This window comes from Nonomuraea sp. MTCD27 (assembly GCF_041950495.1).
In the GTDB taxonomy this organism is placed as follows: Bacteria; Actinomycetota; Actinomycetes; order Streptosporangiales; family Streptosporangiaceae; genus Nonomuraea.
In genome coordinates this window covers 316211-332452 of the sequence record NZ_JBGNUW010000001.1, presented here as the reverse complement: position 1 = coordinate 332452, position 16242 = coordinate 316211, and the positions used below count along the sequence as shown (strand labels likewise).

Genomic DNA, 16242 nt, shown 5'->3' with positions numbered 1-16242 from the left:
TCAGAGAAGTCCTTCTGCGAGGGGTCCGAGCGCCAGTGCCGGGAGGAAGGTGAGGGCGACCAGGATGATCGTCACGCCGACCACCATGCCGACGAACTGCGGCCGGTGGGTGGGCAGCGTGCCGGCCGAGGCGGGCACCGGCGCCTGCCGGGCCAGCGAGCCGGCCAGCGCCAGCGCCAGCACGATCGGCAGGAACCGGCCGAAGGCCATGCACAGGCCGAGCGTGGTGTTGTGGAAGGTGGTGTTCACGCTGACGCCGGCGAAGGCGGAGCCGTTGTTGTTGGAGGCGCTGGTGTAGGCGTACAGGATCTCCGACAGGCCGTGCGGGCCGGAGTTCAGCATGGCCGAGCGGCCCACTTCGGTGCCCATGGCCAGCGCCGTGCCGATGAGCACCAGCACCGGGGTGACCAGGAAGTACAGCGAGGCGAGCTTGATCTCGCGGGCGCCGATCTTCTTGCCCAGGTATTCCGGCGTGCGGCCGACCATCAGGCCCGCCACGAAGACGGTGATGACGGCCAGGATCAGCATGCCGTACAGGCCCGCGCCGACGCCGCCCGGCGCCACCTCGCCGAGCAGCATGTTGAAGATCAGCATGCCGCCGCCGAGCGCGGTGTAGGAGTCGTGGAAGGAGTTCACCGATCCGGTGGAGGTCAGCGTGGTGGCGGAGGCGAACATGCCGGAGTTCGACACGCCGAAGCGCGACTCGCGGCCCTCCATCGCCTGCCCGATCGCCTGCGGCACGGTGCCGCCCGCGCTCAGCTCGGCCCAGTTCGTGACGCCGATGCTGATGACGGCGATGATCGCCATCACGCTCACGATCGCGTAGCCCTGGCGGTTGTCGCCGACCATGCGGCCGAACGTGCGCGGCAGGGCGGCGGCGATCACCACCAGCAGGAAGATCTCCACCCAGTTCGTCCACGACGTGGGGTTCTCGAACGGGTGGGCGGAGTTGACGTTGAAGATGCCGCCGCCGTTGGTGCCCAGGTCCTTGATCGCCTCCTGCGAGGCGGCCGCGGCCGGGGTGAACGTCTGCTCGCCGCCGGTCAGCGTCGTCCACGTGCTGTGGTCGGCGAAGGTCTGGATCACCCCGCCGGCGACCAGCACGATCGCCGCGACGAACGCGATCGGCAGCAGGATGCGGAGCGTGCCGCGTACGAGGTCCACCCAGAAGTTGCCGAGCGTGTCGGCCTTCCTGCGGGCGAAGCCGCGCACCAGGGCGATGGCCACCGCCATGCCGACCGCCGCGGAGACGAAGTTCTGCACCGCCAGGCCGGCCGTCTGGACGACGTGGCCCATGGTGGCCTCGCCCGAGTACGCCTGCCAGTTGGTGTTGGTGACGAAGCTGACCGCGGTGTTCCAGGCCAGCGCCGGCTCGACCGGCTCCATCCCGAGGGACAGGAACAGGTGGTTCTGCAGGCGCTGCAGCCCGTACAGGAACAGGATGGACAGCACCGAGAACGCCAGCACGCCGCGCGCGTAGACGCCCCACCGCTGCTCGCTGTCCGGCTGGACGCCGAGCAGCCGGTAGGTGACCCGCTCCACGGCGTTGTGCCTGGTGCCGGTGTAGACCCGGTACATGTAGTCGCCCAGCGGCCTGTAACAGACGGCCAGGGCGAGCAGCAGGGATGCGATGAACAGGATCCCGGCCATGGTCGATGACATCAGAACCGCTCCGGGAACAGCAGGGCCACGACCATGAAGATCACCAGACCGGTGGCCACGACCAACCCGATGGCGTTGACGGCGCTCACAGCCGCTCCACCGCCTTGACGACGTACCCCAGGACCACGAAGACCGCGATCGTCAGGGCGACGAAGATGACGTCGGCCATCCCCACTCCTCAACTCCGTGACAGGTGTTCCAGTCGCCCTTCGCGAGCGGCTGTAGACCCAGCCAATCCGGGTTTTTGGGTGGTTTTGACTTTCTTGACGGGTTCCATACGGGCGCGGCCGGATTCTTGATGCGGTCCCTACGCGCACGCCCGTTGGGCGGGGGCCGGGTCAGTCCCCGCGCAGCCGCCGCCGGGCGCCGCTGAACCAGGCCGGCACCTCACGCTCGTCGTCGAACCCGCGGGCGACCACGATGTCGGTGGAGGAGTGCAGCAGGATCGACAGCACGATGGTGACCGCGACGAGCTGGAAGACCTGCTGCGCGGTGGCGATGCCGGAGGCCAGGACGATCAGCCCGTACACGACGGACGCGAAGCCCTTGGGGCCGAACCAGGCCACGGCCGCCTGCTCGCGTACCGACAGGCCGGAGCGCAGGAAGGACAGCCAGATCGCGATCGGGCGGGCCAGCACCAGAGCCAGGATCGCGAACAGCCAGCCCCGCCAGCCGACCGCGCCGAGCAGGGCGGGGGTGATGAGGGCGCCGAACAGCAGCAGCGCGGCCAGCTTGAACAGCTCCGCGATGAGCTCGCCGAAGTGCTCGAACGACTCCCGCTGCCGCTCCCCGAACGTGGCCACCGTGATGCCCGCGGCGAACGCGGCCAGGAACAGGTTGCCGTGCGTGACCTTGCCCAGCGCCAGTACCAGCAGGCCGATGGCCAGGGCGTTGAGCGGCTCGTACTGGGTGGAGGCGGAGAACCAGCGGGTCTGCTCCAGCTTGATCGCCAGCCACGGCACGGCGACGCCGATCAGCACGCCCATCCCGAGCTCCAGACCGAGCTCGCCCAGGTGCAGGTCGTCGGAGCCGGCCGCGACGGCCAGGAACACCATCACGAAGGGCAGCGCCAGCCCGTCGTTGACGCCGGACTCGACGTTCAGCAGCTGCCGCAGCCGCGGCGGCACCTTCTCGTTGCCCACCAGCGCGGCGGCGAAGACCGGGTCGGTGGGCGCCAGGATCGCGCCGATCAGCAGCGACTCGATCCAGCCGAGCCCGACCAGGTAGTGCGCGCCGACCGCGGTGACGACCAGGGTGAGCGGCAGCCCCCAGCCCAGGGCGCGGCCCGGCAGCCGCCAGGCGGTGCGCAGGTCCTTCCAGCCCACCCGCATGCCGTCGGTGAACAGCACCGTGAACAGGGCCAGCTCGGCCAGCGTGCCCACCAGCTCGTCGCCCGGACGGACGGACACCACACCGAGCACGCCGTCGCCCAGCACGAACCCCGCCGCCAGGAACAGCGCCGCCGTGGACAGGATCGTGCGATGCGCCAGGCTGGACACGAGCACGGCGAGCAGCAGCACTCCGGCGAAAGCCGTGAGCAAGGTGACCATCGGGGAAGCCTCCGGTGGAACGTCGACAGGACCCTTGCCGACCAGGCTTCCCGGCACACCGGCCTATACCGTAACAGCTCGGCCGGAGCGGTGTTCTCTACGCATCCTTGACGCGTCCCGCGGCCGGTCGAGGGTCCGCCGGGCACGCGGCCGGCTCAGGTCGAGGCGGGGCGGGCGCTGCCGATGACGTGGGAGATGTGCCAGCGGGCGAAGCGGTCGAGCCGGTCGATGACGAATCCGGCCCGCTCGATGGCGGCGACCATGTCACGTGCCGGGTGACAGCCGCCGCACACGCGGGCCCACACCGGGGTGACCACCGCCTCGGCCAGCGCCATGGCCGGGTTGACCGAGCGCTGGTGCTCGTGGAAGCGCAGCTCGCCGCCCGGCCGCAGCACGCGGTGAATCTCGCCGAGCGCCGTGTCCAGGTGCGGGGCGCAGCACAGGGCGAGCGAGCAGACCACCGCGTCGCACGTGCCGGGTTCCACGGGGAGCTGGGAGGCGTTCCCGCCGAGGATCCGCACCCGCATCGGGACGTCGTCGAGGACGAGGCGGGCCGCCGCGCGCAGGAAGGGGTCGGACTCGACCAGGACGATCTCCTCGCAGGCGGCGGGATAGCAGGTCAGCTTGACGCCGTCGCCCGCGCCGATCTCCAGCACCCGTCCGGACAGGCCCTCCATCAGCCGCCGCCGCTGGGGGGTCATCGTCGCGCCCCAGCGCACCGGGCGGGGGTGGTGGAACTGCTCCATCCCCGAACCGACGCCTTCCCCGGCATCGGGGGGCACGCTGGGCTGCGGAACATGAACGACCATGGCTCCTCCTGAGGACGACGTCTCCCAGCCTGCGGCACCCGCTCATCCGGATGGAGCCATCTCTACACGATTCCTACGGTCCGCGCGCCAATAGTCACGCTTCCTTGACGAGCCGCGTTCCGATGCCGAATCCGTGATCTTTCAATCCGATACTGGTGCGACACGGAAGAGCACGGGAGGACCGGATGGAGACCAAGGGCCCCACGGCGGAGATCATGATCGCCGAAGCCCGCAAGGCGTTATGGGTGATGGTCGGGTTCCTGGCCGTCATCTGGATTCTCCAGGTCGTCAACTGGGCGACGGGCTACGCGCTGAGCTACGAGTTCGGGCGGCAGGCGTGGAACCCCGAGAGCCTGCCCGACATCGTCACCTCCCCGTTCCTGCACTGGAGCTGGGCGCACATCGAGGCCAACTCGGGGCCGCTGTTCATCTTCGGGTTCCTGTCCGCCTACCGGGGCGTCGCCAAGTTCTTCGGCGTGACGGGATTCATCATCCTGGTGAGCGGAGTGGGCGCCTGGCTCACCGGCGACCCGATGAGCACGAACGCCGGTGCGAGCGGCGTCGTCTTCGGCTATTTCGGCTACGTACTGGTGCGCGGCGCGTTCGACCGGCATCTGACCGACATCGTGGTGGGTGTCGTCATGGCCCTGTGCTTCGCCTACCAGTTCGCGGGGCTGCTGCCCCAGGAGGGCATCGGCTGGCAGAGCCACCTGTTCGGCTTCCTGGGCGGCCTGGTGGGCGGCTGGCTGTTCCGCGACCGCAAGCGCCTCGCGCCGGCCGCCCCGCAGCAGAGCCCCAGGTCCGCGCTGCTCAAGGAACTGGACGACCTCGGGCTCTGACCGGCGATCACCCCCATCTGTTGCCGTTGGGGCATGCATTATTACTTCCTCTGAGAAACGACGGCCTCAGCCGCCTGTTCGGGCCCCATCAGCGGGCGCGGCTGAGCCTCTTCGCCGTCGTGTCTCGTCTTTCACGGATTCCCGCCCGCATCACGTCCGCTCTGCCGGCCTGCGCGGGATCCGGTTCTCGGAGGAAGCATGTTCACCGCCATCTCCCTACCGGCCCGTGTCCGGGCCCATCTCAACGCCACCGATCTGCGCCTGGCCCGTGGCGGCCGCCCCGTCCTGGCCGGCGTCGACCTGACCGTCTCTCCCGGTGACCGGCTTGGGGTGGTCGGCGAGAACGGGCGCGGCAAGACCACCCTGCTGCGTGGTGCTCGCCGGGACGCTCGCCCCCGACTCCGGCAAGGTTCACCGGGCCGGTACGCTCGGCGTCGCCGACCAGGAGCTGCCCGCCGGCGACGGCCGTACCGTCGGCGACCTGATCGACCTCGAACTGGCCCGGGTGCGCGCCGCGCTGCGCGCGTTCGAGTCGGCCACCCTCGCGCTCGCCGACGGAGCCGCGCTGGACGCCGTCCACGACCGGGACCGTCCCCGAGGCGCTGGCCGAGACCGGCGCCGCCGTCGTGCTGGCCACCCACGACCGCCGGCTGCTCCGCGACACCGCCGGCTGGCCCCGCCTGGAGCTCTGACCGCGCTCCTGCCCGGGACGGTCACGGGGCCGTCCCCGGCAAGGCGCGGCCGTTTCGTGGCATCGGGTTCCATCCGCGGAGGCCTTACACGTACGACGGATCGATAACGTGTGTATGTCCAAGCGTCATCCATATACTCCTGATGTGACTGACGGTGAAGGGTCTGAGGCAGGAGACGTCGATCTTCCGCGCTTCCAGGTGGGCGCGCCTCCGCAACACCTGATCACGACGCTGCTGGGCGACTACTGGATCAGCCGGCCCGAGCAGCTGCCGTCGGCGGCGCTGGTGCGGTTGACGGAGGAGTTCGGCGTGTCGCCCGTGGCGGCGAGAGCCGCGCTCTCTCGCCTGGCCCGGCGGGATCTGCTGGAGTCGTCGAAGGTGGGGCGGCGTACCTACTACCGGCTGACCGACCGGGCCGCGGCGGTGCTGTCGGAGGGGCGGCAGCGGATCATGTCGTTCGGGCTGGAGCAGGGCGCGTGGGACGGGACCTGGGTGGTGGCGGCGTTCTCGATCTCCGAGGAGCAGCGCGATCTGCGTCACGCGCTGCGGACGCGGCTGCGCTGGCTGGGTTTCGCCCCGCTGTACGACGGGCTGTGGGTCTCGCCGACGGCGGACGCCGACGGTGCGGCGGCGGTGCTCGTCGAGCTGGAGGTGCCGACCTCCACGATCTTCCGTGCCCGGGCTGTGGACCTGGCGGGCACCCGCGCCCCGCAGGAGGCGTGGGACTTCGACCAGCTGCGGCGCACCTACGAGGGCTTCACCGCCCAGCACTCCCCGCTGCTGAGCCGGGTCCGCAAGGGCGCGGTCGGCGCGTCCGAGGCGCTGGTGGCGCGTACCGGGATCATGGACACCTGGCGCACCTTTCCCAGCCACGATCCCGACCTGCCGGCCGAGCTGCTGCCCGCCGGCTGGCCGCGGGCGGCGGCCAGGGACGTCTTCGTGGAGATCTACGACACCCTCGGCCCGCTCGCCGAGTTCCGGGTCAGGCAGATCGTCGCCGAGTTCGAGCCCGGCCTGGCCGAGCTGGTCGCCCACCACCGCACCAGCTCGATCCTCGCCCCCAGCTGACCCCCTGAGAGAAGACATCAGCCTGGACGATCGCAATGTCCCTTGCAGTGCACCAGTGAACCCGGCCCGGGGGGATCCGCGGTTCACGACCGCGGCGGGTCCGGGGTCACCGTCAGGAGACGGAGAAGTAGAAGGCGACGTCGCGCGTCTGGCCCTCCGGGTTGATGCTCCGCACGGCGATGGTGACGCCGCGGTCCGGCTTGCCGCACTCCTTGGCGTTGATGATCGACAGCCAGCGCGGGGCGGGATACACCCCGACCGGAGTGGCGTGGATCGCCTCCGGGCCGCGCAGCATGACGTTCTCGTTGAGGTTCACGCAGTAGATGCCCGTGCGCAGCCGGGAGGTGGAGATCACGTTAAGGGCGGCCCCCACCGTCCGGCCGTCCGAGGCGACCCGGACCGAGGCCTGCGCGTACGGCGTGTCGGCCTGCGCCACGGCGGTCGGTGCGAGGACGGCGGCCGCGGTGAGCGCGCCCGCGGCGAGGCTCTTGATGTTCTTCATGGACGTGTCCTTTCGGCCCGGTCAGAGGACGGCGACGTCGAAGCCGCCGTCAGCCAGGTGTCCGGTCGTGGGGTCATAGACGACTACGGCGAGAGTGTTCTCCGCCTTGTCGCAGAGGGCCGACGGGTTCCGGTAGGCGATGTACGGCAGCCTGTTCGGGACGCGCGGGGTGATCTGGATGAGCCCGCCCGTGACGTCCACCGAATGGCCGATCCGCACGCAGTAGTGGCCCTTGGCGACCCGGCGGGAGGCGGTGACGTTCTTGAAGTTGTTCAGCGTCCCGTCGGTGTCGACGATCGCCGCCGCCCGCGCGTACGGCGCGTAGATGTCGGCCTGCGCGACGGACCCCCCGGCCAGTACGCAGCCGGCGGCGGCGATGACGAGGCCGCCGGCCAGAGTATGACGCAACATGGAAACCCCCTTCGGTTACCCGCAGAAAGTGATCTGCAGCGGAAAAGTAAGTCAGGGGACAGCGCAGCGCCACGAACCACCCCGCACCATGAGGTTCAAGGAATCTTGACCGTCCGGCGCGAGGTCGATCCGGCCGTCGGTGGCGAAGGGCCGGATCGCCACCAGGCTCAGCGGACCCGGAGGTTTTGATATGCGTGACATAAACGTCTTCGCCGTAAAGAAATCTGCATCACGATGCCGGTTGCCGGGTGGCCGTCCCGTACAGGTGACACGCGACCTCGCCCCCGTCGGTGTCCGGCCACCCTGCGGTCCCTACTCCTCGCGGGCTCTCGGGTTCACCCGGCAGTTGGTGTGCAGGTATTGCGCGGCCCCGTCCCGGAAGTCGTAGATCGCGACCGTCTGCGTGTCCTCCAGCGGGTCGTCCGACGGCATCAGGAAGTGCGTGTCGCTGATCGGGAGCAGCTCGTACGGGATGCGCTCCGGCTTGCCGAGAAAGCTCGCCTGCCAGGGATCCAGGACGAACGTGAGCGAAAGCCGCCCGCCGTCGGCCGACACCTCGTACCGGGCCCCGGGCCGCTCGTAGACGCCCTCGTACCGGGACAGGTCGAGCGCCGGCGCCGGGTCGGGCTCCGGCAGCTCCGGGATCGTGACCGCGCCGAGCTCGGCCAGGATCTCGTTGAACACCTCCTTGTAGAAGCTCTCGCGCGGCCCTCCGTTCGTCATCAGGGAGAGGGCGAGCCCGGAGTCCGGCAGGATCCGCAGGCGGGCGTTCTGGCCGACGGTGCTGCCGTCGTGCGCGTAGACGGTCTCGCCGTGCCAGTCGCACACGATGAGCCCGAGGGCCCACTCCGGCCCGAACATGTACGGGTCGGGCACGGGAACGCGCGACCCCGTCATCTCGAGGACACTCCCGGCCGAGACGATCCGCGTCCCGTCCCCGGCCTTGCCCTCGCCGAGGACGACGTGCGCCATCGCGAGCACCTCCCGGGCCGTCGAGTTGACGTTCCCGCCGGGGCCGAACGCGCGCGGCAGGTGGGGCAGCGGCGAGGCGACGGGCCCCTCGTCGAGGGACCGGATCACGTGACCCGTCGCGGCCCGGCCGGGCTCCACCTGGTCGGGACGGCTGCTCGTGCCGGTCAGCCCCAGGGGACCGAACAGGCGGTCCCGCATGATGTCGTCCCAGCCCTTGCCGTCGATCACCTCCATGACGCGGGCGAGGATCGCGTAGCCGAGGGCGGCGCTGTAACCGTGGGTGTACCCCAGGGGATGGACCTGGGGCGCGTCGGCGATGTTGTCGACCATGCGCTCGTACACGTCGTCGCCCTCGCCGGGGGCGCCGAAGTCCTCCTCGATGCCGTTGGTGTGGTTGAGCAGGTGGCGGGGCGTGACCCGGGCGGTGACCTCGGGGTCGGCGACCCGGAAAGCGGGCAGGTAGGTCCGCACCGGCTCGTCCAGCGCGACCTTGCCCTCGTCCACGAGCTGCATGAAGGCGAGGGCGGTCCACGTCTTGCTCAGCGAGCCGCACTGGTAGATGGTGCCGGTCGTCGCGGGCTCGCCGGTCGAGACGTCCTTGACGCCGACCGCCAGGTCGGTGATCTCGCCGTCGTGGAGGATCCCGACGGTGGCGCCGGGGATGCGGTATTCGCCGAGGAGCTCGGCGGTCCGGGCCCGGATCCGCTCTATGTCCATGAGGCTCCCGCCTAGCGCAGGCCGACCGCGTTGGCGGCGTCGGCCTCGATGAACTCCGTGGTGGCGAAGGCTCCGGCGTGCTCCTCGAAGAAGCCCCTGACGCCGTCGACCGAGTCGTGGACGATGACGTTCACCGCCCTGGTGCCGTCGGTGCTGGACACCGCCAGGGTCCACTTCGCCCCCTTGGGCAGCCGGCCGTACGCCTGCTTCAGCGCGCCCCAGAACCCGTCTCCGTCGGAGATCGTGGAAATCGCCATGACGTGCATCGTCGTGTCCTTCCGTAACGTGTTTCCTGGCGCGAAAAGGCTACGTTGCGTTTGATGCAACGTCAACGAAAAATCAAGGATGTAAGCCTTTGAACAGGCAGTTCTCCGAGAATCGTTGCAACAACAATGTCGATAAACGCAATCTGCCGTTGCAATGTGCTGTCGATGAACGCACACTGGACCGGACCAGGACAGGAGGCGGACGATGCCCGGAGGCAGGCTGACCCACGAGGACCGCCGGCGGATCGCGGCCTGGCTCGCCGAAGGGCTCGGGTACGCCGAGATCGCCCGCCGGCTCGGCCGCCCGACCTCCACGATCAGCCGGGAGGTCGCCCGCAACGCCGCGGGCGGCGACTACCTGCCCGACCGGGCCCAGCAGGCCGCCGGGCGGCGCGCCCGGCGGCGCAGGCCCGCCCCGGCCACGGAGCCGCCGGACGACGGGCGGACGGCCGAGTCGGTGCGCGGCTACGTGGAGGAGTTCGCCGCCCTGCTGGCCGGGACCGGCCTGCCCCGGATGGTCTCCCGGGTCTTCGTCTGCCTGATCACCTCCGGCCGGGGGAGCCTGACGGCCGCCGAGCTCGTACGCGGGCTGCGGGTCAGCCCGGCCTCGGTGTCCAAGGCCATCGGCTACCTGGAGGCGATGGAGCTGGTCGGCCGCCGCCCCGACCCCGGCGGGCGGCGCGAGCGCTACGTCATCGACGACGACACCTGGCTCCGGGTGTGGCAGGCCGACACCGGGGCGCACGCCAGGGTCGCCGAGGCCGCGCGGCGCGGGATCGAGCTCTTCGGCGCCGGCACGCCCATCGGCGAGCGGCTGGGCCAGATGGGCCGGTTCTTCGCCCGGGTCAGCGATGAGATGAACAACAGCGGCCTGACCGACACCGCCGTCCGCGACGCGCTGACGGTGATCGCCGCGCTGGCGGACGCCGGCCGGCCGCTGACCGCCGGCGAGCTGGCCACGGCGCTGGGCCTGCCGGGGGGCCGCGTCGCCGACGCCCTGGAGGCCATCGAACACCGCCCGGTCATCGCCGACCCGCTCGCCCTGCGGGCCACCGGCTCCGGCGCGTACACCCTCGCCCCGAGGCCGGACCGCCTGAGCCCCGCGCAACGCCAGGCACTGCGCGCGATCGCCGGATAGTACGTTCTCCCCATGCCGACCCATGAACGGGAGATCACCGAGCCCGTGGACCTCTGCCTGCCCGACGGCCGCCTCGACCCCCGGGCGGTCGGCTGGACCCGGCGCCCCCTGCACCGGGCCAACCTGCGGGGCTGGGGCCGGGCCAAGCGCTGGGAATACTGGGGGATCGTCACCCCGTCCCACGTGATCGGGCTGGTGGCGTCGTCGCTCGACTACGCCGGCGTGCACGGCCTCTACGTGCTCGACCGCGCCTCACGGGCCGAGGTGAGCCACGACGCCGTGGTGCCGCTGGCGCGCGGTGCCGCCTTCCCGCCGCGCAGCGGGGAGGGGACCGCCCGGGTCGCGGGCGGCGGCGTGCGGATCGCCATCGACCAGCATCCCGGCGGCACCTCGATCGCGGCCCGCGCGCCCGGGGTGGTCGTGGAGCTGGAGGTCCCGCTGCCGGACGGGCACGAGTCGCTCGGGGTGGTGATCCCATGGGGCCCGCGCCGCTTCCAGTACACGGTCAAGGACGTCGGCCGTCCCGTGCACGGGCGCCTGGTGCTGGGCGCGGCCGAGCACCAGGTGGGCGACGGCGCCTTCGCGGTGCTCGACCACGGGCGGGGCAAGTGGCCGTACTCCGTCGTCTGGAACTGGGCCGCGGGCAGCGCTCCCGGCCTCGCCGTGCAGCTCGGCGGGAAGTGGACCGACGGCACCGGCCTGACCGAGAACGCGCTGTTCCTGGACGGGCGGCTGCACAAGATCGGCGCCTCGCTGGAGTGGGTGTACGACCGCTCCGACTGGCTGCGCCCGTGGCGCATCCAGGGGGACGGGGTCGAGGTGGAGTTCACGCCCTTCCACGAGAAGGTCTCGCGTACGGAGCTCGGCCTGGTCGGCTCGGAGACGCACCAGTGCTTCGGGCACTTCACCGGCCGGATACGCGCCGACGACGGGCAATGGGCCGACCTCGACGGCCTGACCGGCTGGGCGGAGGAGGCCCGCAACCGCTGGTGACCCGGGATTGTCGGGGCCGCCGGATAACGTCCCGGCCATGATCGCTGCCACGCGCGCGGGGTCCCACCCCCGCCCCGCCGGAGACGAGGTGCCGGCGTGAACCCATGGACAGAGGTTCTCGACCGCATCGACGCTGGTGACGACGAGGACCTGGCGAGGTTCCTCGACGGGCTGAGCGACCTCGGCAGGCAGGCGGTGGCCCGGCAACTGCCCGCCCACCTGGCCGAGGAGCTCGGCGGCGGGTTCCTGGCCCGCCGCGAGGTCGAGGCCCTGGCCACCGGCTACCGCCTGGCCGGTGCGGCCTGCCTGCCCGGGGCGGCCCAGGTGGCGGCCTGGCTGGACCGCAGGGAGCTGCGCCGCCCGCGCGACCCCGACGCCGACGCCGCCCGGATCGTCTCCGTGCTGCGCCGCCGCCCCGAGAAGTGGCGCCGCGTCCTGGCCGAGCGGCTGGTGGGCCGGCTGCGTATCCCGGCCGAGCGGGATTGGCGCAGGCTGTGGGGCCTGCCCGGCTGGGACGTGGCCGCCGCGCTGGCGATCGAGACCGGCCTCGGGCCGCCCGACGGCGACGCGTTCGTCGCCGGCTGGGTGTGGGCGCTGGCCGGGCGGAAGCGGCGGAGCGGCGGAGCGCCCGTCCTGGCCGCGGACCCGCTGCTCGACGACCTGCTCCCGCACCTGTTCCACGCCCAGGGCGTGGGCCGGGCGCTCGCCCTGGACGAGTGGTGGAACCCCGGCCGGACCATCGCCGGCGAGCTGGCCGGCCTGGCCGAGGCGGGCCGGGTGCCGCGGCAGGCGCTGATCGACGGCTGCGCCGGCCGTTTCCTGGCCGGGGGCGAGGCCGCGGAGATCACCCCGTTCGTGACGTTGTGGCGGTGGCTGCGCACGACGCCCGGCGAGATCCCGGTGCTCGACTTCGTCCGCCTGCTGCCGTCGGCCACCTCCCCGCTCGTGCGGCTGGCGCTGGACGAGCTGCACCGGGCCGAGGCCGCCGGAGCGCTGGACGCCGAGCTGTTCGCCGAGGCGGTCGGCGCGCTGGCGTTCCGGCCGGAGCCGGAGTTCGCCGGGGCCGCCGTGAAGTGGCTGGCGGACGCGCCCCCGTCCAGGAGCGGCGGCGCGGTGGCCGCGCTGGCGAGCGTGTTCGACGCCGGCACCCGGGCGCTGCGCGAGCGCGCGGTGCGGCTGGCGGTCAAGCTCGCCCCGCACGCCGGCGACGAAGGCCGCGAGGCGATCCGCGAGGCGGCCACCCGGTTGCCCGCCGACCTGCGCGAGCGCGTGGCCGCCGGCTACGGCGCGGTGCCGGAGCCGGACCCGGAGCCGTGGCCCGCCCCCGTCCTCGCCCCGTCCCCTCCGCCCGTCCTCGCGCCGCCCATCGGCACGGTGGCGGAGCTGGCCCGCGAGCTGACGGTGCTCAGCCGGGCGGCCGTCGAGCCACAGCTGTTGGAGCGGGTCCTCGCCGCCCTGGTCGAGCTGACCCACCACGACCGCGACGGCGTGGCGGCGGCGCTGCGGCCCTGGTGGCTCGAACAGTGGCACCAGCCGTTCGACGCCCGCTTCTACGCCCACGTCGCCAACGGCTACGACCGCGACCCCCGGTTCCTGCTGTTGCGCTGCGCGCTGGCGGTGGTCTCGCCCGAGCACGGCCGCGAGCTGAGCGCGCTGCCGGCCGGGCGATCCCATGACCACCCGCCCATCGACGTGCTGCCCCAGCGCCTCGTCCGGCGCCGCCTGCGGGAGGTGGTCGCCCTGTTCGAGCGGGGGGAGACCATCCCCGTGCTGCTGGCCACGCCGACCGCCGCCACCGGCCACGTCGGCGCGCGGACCCTGATCGAGCGGATGGAGCGGCTGGGGGAGACCGAGCCGCTGGAGGCGGACTTCCAGCAGGCGTTGTTACGGTTGCCGCGGCACGTCGACCCGGCCCTGCTCGTACGCGCGGAGAAGCTGCCGTCCCAGGCCGGCCGGCGGCTGGCGGCCTGGCTGCGCGACGGCGGCCTGCCCGACCCCGTCGTGGACTGGAAGCTGCGCAGGGTGCGGCACGACGGCGACCACCGCTGGGTGCCCTACGAGGTGCGGCCCAGCGTCGTGCCGCCCGAGGGCCTGCCCGACTGGCTGGCCGAGCTGTGCGCGGTGGAGCGCCGGTCCGGCTACCTCGCCTACCCGCGCGACGTGGTGTGGTGGCCGGCGATCATGCCCTCCCACCCCGAGGTCGTGGCCGCCCACCTCCTGCTGTGCCTGCCCAGGTTCCTCGACGGCTCCGATGCCCGGCTGGACGCCGTGACGGCACTCGCGCACGCCGACGGACCGGTGGGGGCGGCGACCGCGATCACGATCGCCGCCGCTCTGGGGCACCGGCGGCCCGCCCCGCGGGCGACCGCGGCCGACGCGCTGACCGTCCTCGCCGTCCGCGGCCGGCTACCGGCCGCGGAGCTGGGCCGGGCCATCGCCGAGCTGATCCGGGCCGAGCTCGTCGTCCTCGGGCGGATCACCCCCGCCCTCGCCGAGCTGGCCTCGGGCGGGGCGCACGCGGAGATCTGGCGGGCCCTCGCCGTGGCGCTCCCGTCCCTGCTGCCGGCCCCCGGCGAGCGGCCCCGGGCCGGGCTCGGCGAGCTGCTCGAGGTGGCCGTGCAGGCCGCCGCCCTCACCGGAGTGCGGTGCGAGATCCGCGGGCTGGCGGACCTGGCGGCCCGCAAGGGGTCCAGCCACGTGCTGAAGGAGGCGCGGCGCCTGCACCTGGCGATCTCCTGACCGGGCGGACCGTTCGTGCGGCGGCCCGGCTACCTGGCCGGCGCGCCGGCCCCGCCGATCAGCTACCGGCCGATCAGCTACCGGCCGATCACGTACAGGCCGAGCTCGGGCGGGCCCGTGCGGGCCGGGGTGAGGCCGTGCTCGGCGAGCTCCGCCTTGAGCCCGGGCTCGTCGAGGATCCACCAGTCGTAACTCGCCGTCACCTCCCCGGCGGGCCGCTCGTCGTGGTACGTGCGGTACGTCATGTGCCAGGTGATCCGGCCGGGCCCGGCCGGTACGGCGCGGCCCAGGCCCTCGTACCGGCGCCGCCCCACCCGCACGTCCGCGAACCGGGACTCCGGCACCGCCGTCGGCTCGGAGGGCGGCTGCAGGTTCAGCACCGCCCGGCCGCCGGGGGCGAGCCGGTCGGCGAGCAGGCGCCAGACCCGTCGCCGCCCGGGCGGGTCGAAGTGCCCGATGACGTTCATGGCGACGAGGGCGCCGAGCCGCTCCGGCAGCGTGGTCTTCAGGAAGCCCTCCGGCAGCACGGTCACCCGGTCGCGGAGCCCGGCGCTCTCGTTCACCCGCGCCAGCAGGACCGAGCGCAGCCCCGCCGACGGCTCGACGGCCACGATCTCGGCCCCGGGCACCGCCCGGGCGATGACCCGCGTGCCGTGCCCGCCGCCCGCGCCCACGTCCACGACCGGGCCGGCGAGCCCGGCCAGCGCCTGCGCCAGCGGTGGCCCCAGGGCGGCCCAGTGCGGGGCGAGCATCATGTCGACGAACTCCGCCGAGCGCTCGTATTCGTCGGCCATCCTCACCCCTTATTCACGATATTGATAATCATCATCATTTCGTGAGATTAGGGATTTCATGGGGCGATCGTCAAGAGGGTGATGATCCGCTGGAAAGGCGCGAATCTCACCCTCCGTGATGCTCGGGTTGGTCGATTCGTCCGCGCCGCCGTGATCGGTGCACCAGGATGGAGTCACGGACGTTGCTCACCGTGAGCCTCCAAAGACGGAACTTGCTGCCGTGTGACAGGGGTGTGCTGTGGCCATGGCCATACATCGTTTCGCCCAGCGGGCGGTGCTGTGGGTGCTGGCGTGCGCGGGCATCGGCGTCGCCCTCGCCGACCTGCTGGGCCTGCTCGACGCGATGACCTTGGGAACCGCCCTGCCCAAGATCACGCTGCTGATCCTGAGCACGGTGACCGTGTTCCTGCTGCTGGAGATCGACCGGCTGCGGGTGGTCGACCAGATCCACGAGCTGGTCCGGCGGCTCGACACGGACGCGATCGTCCGCGACCGCCTGCGCGATCACTACGGAGGCGTGGCGCGCGTGCACGAGGGCTTCCCGAAGGGCGAGTTCATCGAGCACCTCGGCACGGCGAGCCGGGAGGTGTCGATCCTGCAGACCTGGATCCCCAACCTGCCGGACTTCCAGAAGGAGCTGGCGGAGGCCATCGTGCGCCGCGGCATCCGGGTCCGCGTGCTGCTGCTGCACCCCGCCTCCCCGGTCGCGCGGCTGCGCGACGAGGCGCTCGGCAAGCACCGCGACCCCGGCGCCGAGGAGAACGTGCGCGAGAGCGTGGGGCGCTGCCTGGAGGCGTTCGCGTCCATGTACGCCGGCCTCGGCGCGAACCGCGAGCTCCTTCGGGTCCACGTCTACAACTCGCTGCCGTCGATCGCCGTCTACCAGGTGGACGAGCGCTATCTCGTCAGCTCCTTCCTGCACAACAAGCTCGCCATCAACTCGAGCCAGGTCGAGGTCCACGGCGCCGACACCGTGGTGGGCCGCGACGTGCGGCACGAGCTGACGAAGATCTGGGAGATCAGCCGCCCGGTCGATCTCGGGAACTGGCAGGTGTCGGTCAACAACATCTCTCTCTAGGGGCGAAAGGAC

15 protein-coding genes and 1 pseudogene are annotated in these 16242 nt (G+C 72.1%); 7 read left to right on the top strand and 9 right to left on the bottom strand.

Going from position 1 to position 16242, the window contains the following annotated elements; genetic code table 11:
* The 4 genes from kdpA to ACBJ59_RS01625 all read right to left on the bottom strand — a co-directional run bounded on the left by kdpA (window position 1) and on the right by ACBJ59_RS01625 (window position 4021).
* Entirely contained in the window at window positions 1-1662 is a 1662-nt protein-coding gene (gene kdpA, locus ACBJ59_RS01640) for a potassium-transporting ATPase subunit KdpA (RefSeq protein WP_375108369.1), read from the bottom strand.
* Complete coding sequence (gene kdpF / locus ACBJ59_RS01635) at window positions 1662-1751, bottom strand: K(+)-transporting ATPase subunit F (protein ID WP_375108368.1); 90 nt, start codon at window positions 1749-1751, stop codon at window positions 1662-1664. Before kdpF ends, kdpA begins: the two co-directional genes overlap by 1 nt.
* A 249-nt stretch (window positions 1752-2000) precedes the next feature.
* Window positions 2001-3212, bottom strand: a complete 1212-nt coding sequence (locus ACBJ59_RS01630) for a cation:proton antiporter (protein ID WP_375108367.1) — start codon at window positions 3210-3212, stop codon at window positions 2001-2003.
* A 155-nt stretch (window positions 3213-3367) separates the two neighbouring features.
* Window positions 3368-4021, bottom strand: coding sequence for a class I SAM-dependent methyltransferase (locus tag ACBJ59_RS01625; protein ID WP_375108366.1), 654 nt, complete (start codon window positions 4019-4021; stop codon window positions 3368-3370).
* A 185-nt stretch (window positions 4022-4206) separates the two neighbouring features.
* Between ACBJ59_RS01625 and ACBJ59_RS01620 the strand changes: the two genes are divergently transcribed.
* From ACBJ59_RS01620 to ACBJ59_RS01610, 3 genes and pseudogenes are all read left to right on the top strand, one after another.
* On the top strand, window positions 4207-4860 hold the full coding sequence (locus ACBJ59_RS01620; RefSeq protein WP_375108365.1) for a rhomboid family intramembrane serine protease: 654 nt from the start codon (window positions 4207-4209) through the stop codon (window positions 4858-4860).
* A gap of 198 nt (window positions 4861-5058) precedes the next feature.
* Window positions 5059-5419, top strand: a pseudogene (locus tag ACBJ59_RS01615) (ATP-binding cassette domain-containing protein); the annotation flags it as partial.
* Between the two features lie 277 nt (window positions 5420-5696).
* Window positions 5697-6620 (top strand): PaaX family transcriptional regulator C-terminal domain-containing protein, encoded by a 924-nt coding sequence (locus ACBJ59_RS01610; RefSeq protein ID WP_375108364.1) that lies wholly within the window; start codon window positions 5697-5699, stop codon window positions 6618-6620.
* Between the two features lie 112 nt (window positions 6621-6732).
* On the opposite strand, the gene ACBJ59_RS01605 is transcribed toward ACBJ59_RS01610, so the two are convergent.
* The 4 genes from ACBJ59_RS01605 to ACBJ59_RS01590 form a co-directional block, all read right to left on the bottom strand.
* Complete coding sequence (locus ACBJ59_RS01605; RefSeq protein WP_375108363.1) at window positions 6733-7122, bottom strand: hypothetical protein; 390 nt, start codon at window positions 7120-7122, stop codon at window positions 6733-6735.
* 21 nt (window positions 7123-7143) lie between these two features.
* Window positions 7144-7533 carry a hypothetical protein gene (locus tag ACBJ59_RS01600; RefSeq protein ID WP_375108362.1) on the bottom strand — a complete coding sequence of 130 codons (390 nt, stop codon included), beginning with the start codon at window positions 7531-7533 and terminating at the stop codon, window positions 7144-7146.
* A gap of 312 nt (window positions 7534-7845) precedes the next feature.
* On the bottom strand, window positions 7846-9222 hold the full coding sequence (locus ACBJ59_RS01595; protein ID WP_375108361.1) for a serine hydrolase: 1377 nt from the start codon (window positions 9220-9222) through the stop codon (window positions 7846-7848).
* An 11-nt stretch (window positions 9223-9233) separates the two neighbouring features.
* A complete protein-coding gene (locus tag ACBJ59_RS01590; RefSeq protein ID WP_375108360.1) occupies window positions 9234-9479 on the bottom strand; it encodes a hypothetical protein in 246 nt (81 codons plus the stop codon).
* Between the two features lie 214 nt (window positions 9480-9693).
* Between ACBJ59_RS01590 and ACBJ59_RS01585 the strand changes: the two genes are divergently transcribed.
* The 3 genes from ACBJ59_RS01585 (at window position 9694) to ACBJ59_RS01575 (ending at window position 14358) form a co-directional block, all read left to right on the top strand.
* Window positions 9694-10626, top strand: a complete 933-nt coding sequence (locus ACBJ59_RS01585; protein ID WP_375108359.1) for a MarR family transcriptional regulator — start codon at window positions 9694-9696, stop codon at window positions 10624-10626.
* Between the two features lie 12 nt (window positions 10627-10638).
* Complete coding sequence (locus ACBJ59_RS01580) at window positions 10639-11619, top strand: DUF2804 domain-containing protein (RefSeq protein ID WP_375108358.1); 981 nt, start codon at window positions 10639-10641, stop codon at window positions 11617-11619.
* A 96-nt stretch (window positions 11620-11715) separates the two neighbouring features.
* Window positions 11716-14358 carry a DUF6493 family protein gene (locus ACBJ59_RS01575; RefSeq protein ID WP_375108357.1) on the top strand — a complete coding sequence of 881 codons (2643 nt, stop codon included), beginning with the start codon at window positions 11716-11718 and terminating at the stop codon, window positions 14356-14358.
* Window positions 14359-14435: 77 nt separating this feature from the next.
* On the opposite strand, the gene ACBJ59_RS01570 is transcribed toward ACBJ59_RS01575, so the two are convergent.
* On the bottom strand, window positions 14436-15152 hold the full coding sequence (locus tag ACBJ59_RS01570; RefSeq protein ID WP_375108356.1) for a class I SAM-dependent methyltransferase: 717 nt from the start codon (window positions 15150-15152) through the stop codon (window positions 14436-14438).
* A gap of 244 nt (window positions 15153-15396) precedes the next feature.
* Here ACBJ59_RS01570 and ACBJ59_RS01565 point away from each other — a divergent pair, with 244 nt between their 5' ends.
* Window positions 15397-16230, top strand: coding sequence for a hypothetical protein (locus tag ACBJ59_RS01565; protein WP_375108355.1), 834 nt, complete (start codon window positions 15397-15399; stop codon window positions 16228-16230).
* The last annotated feature ends 12 nt before the right edge of the window (window positions 16231-16242 follow it).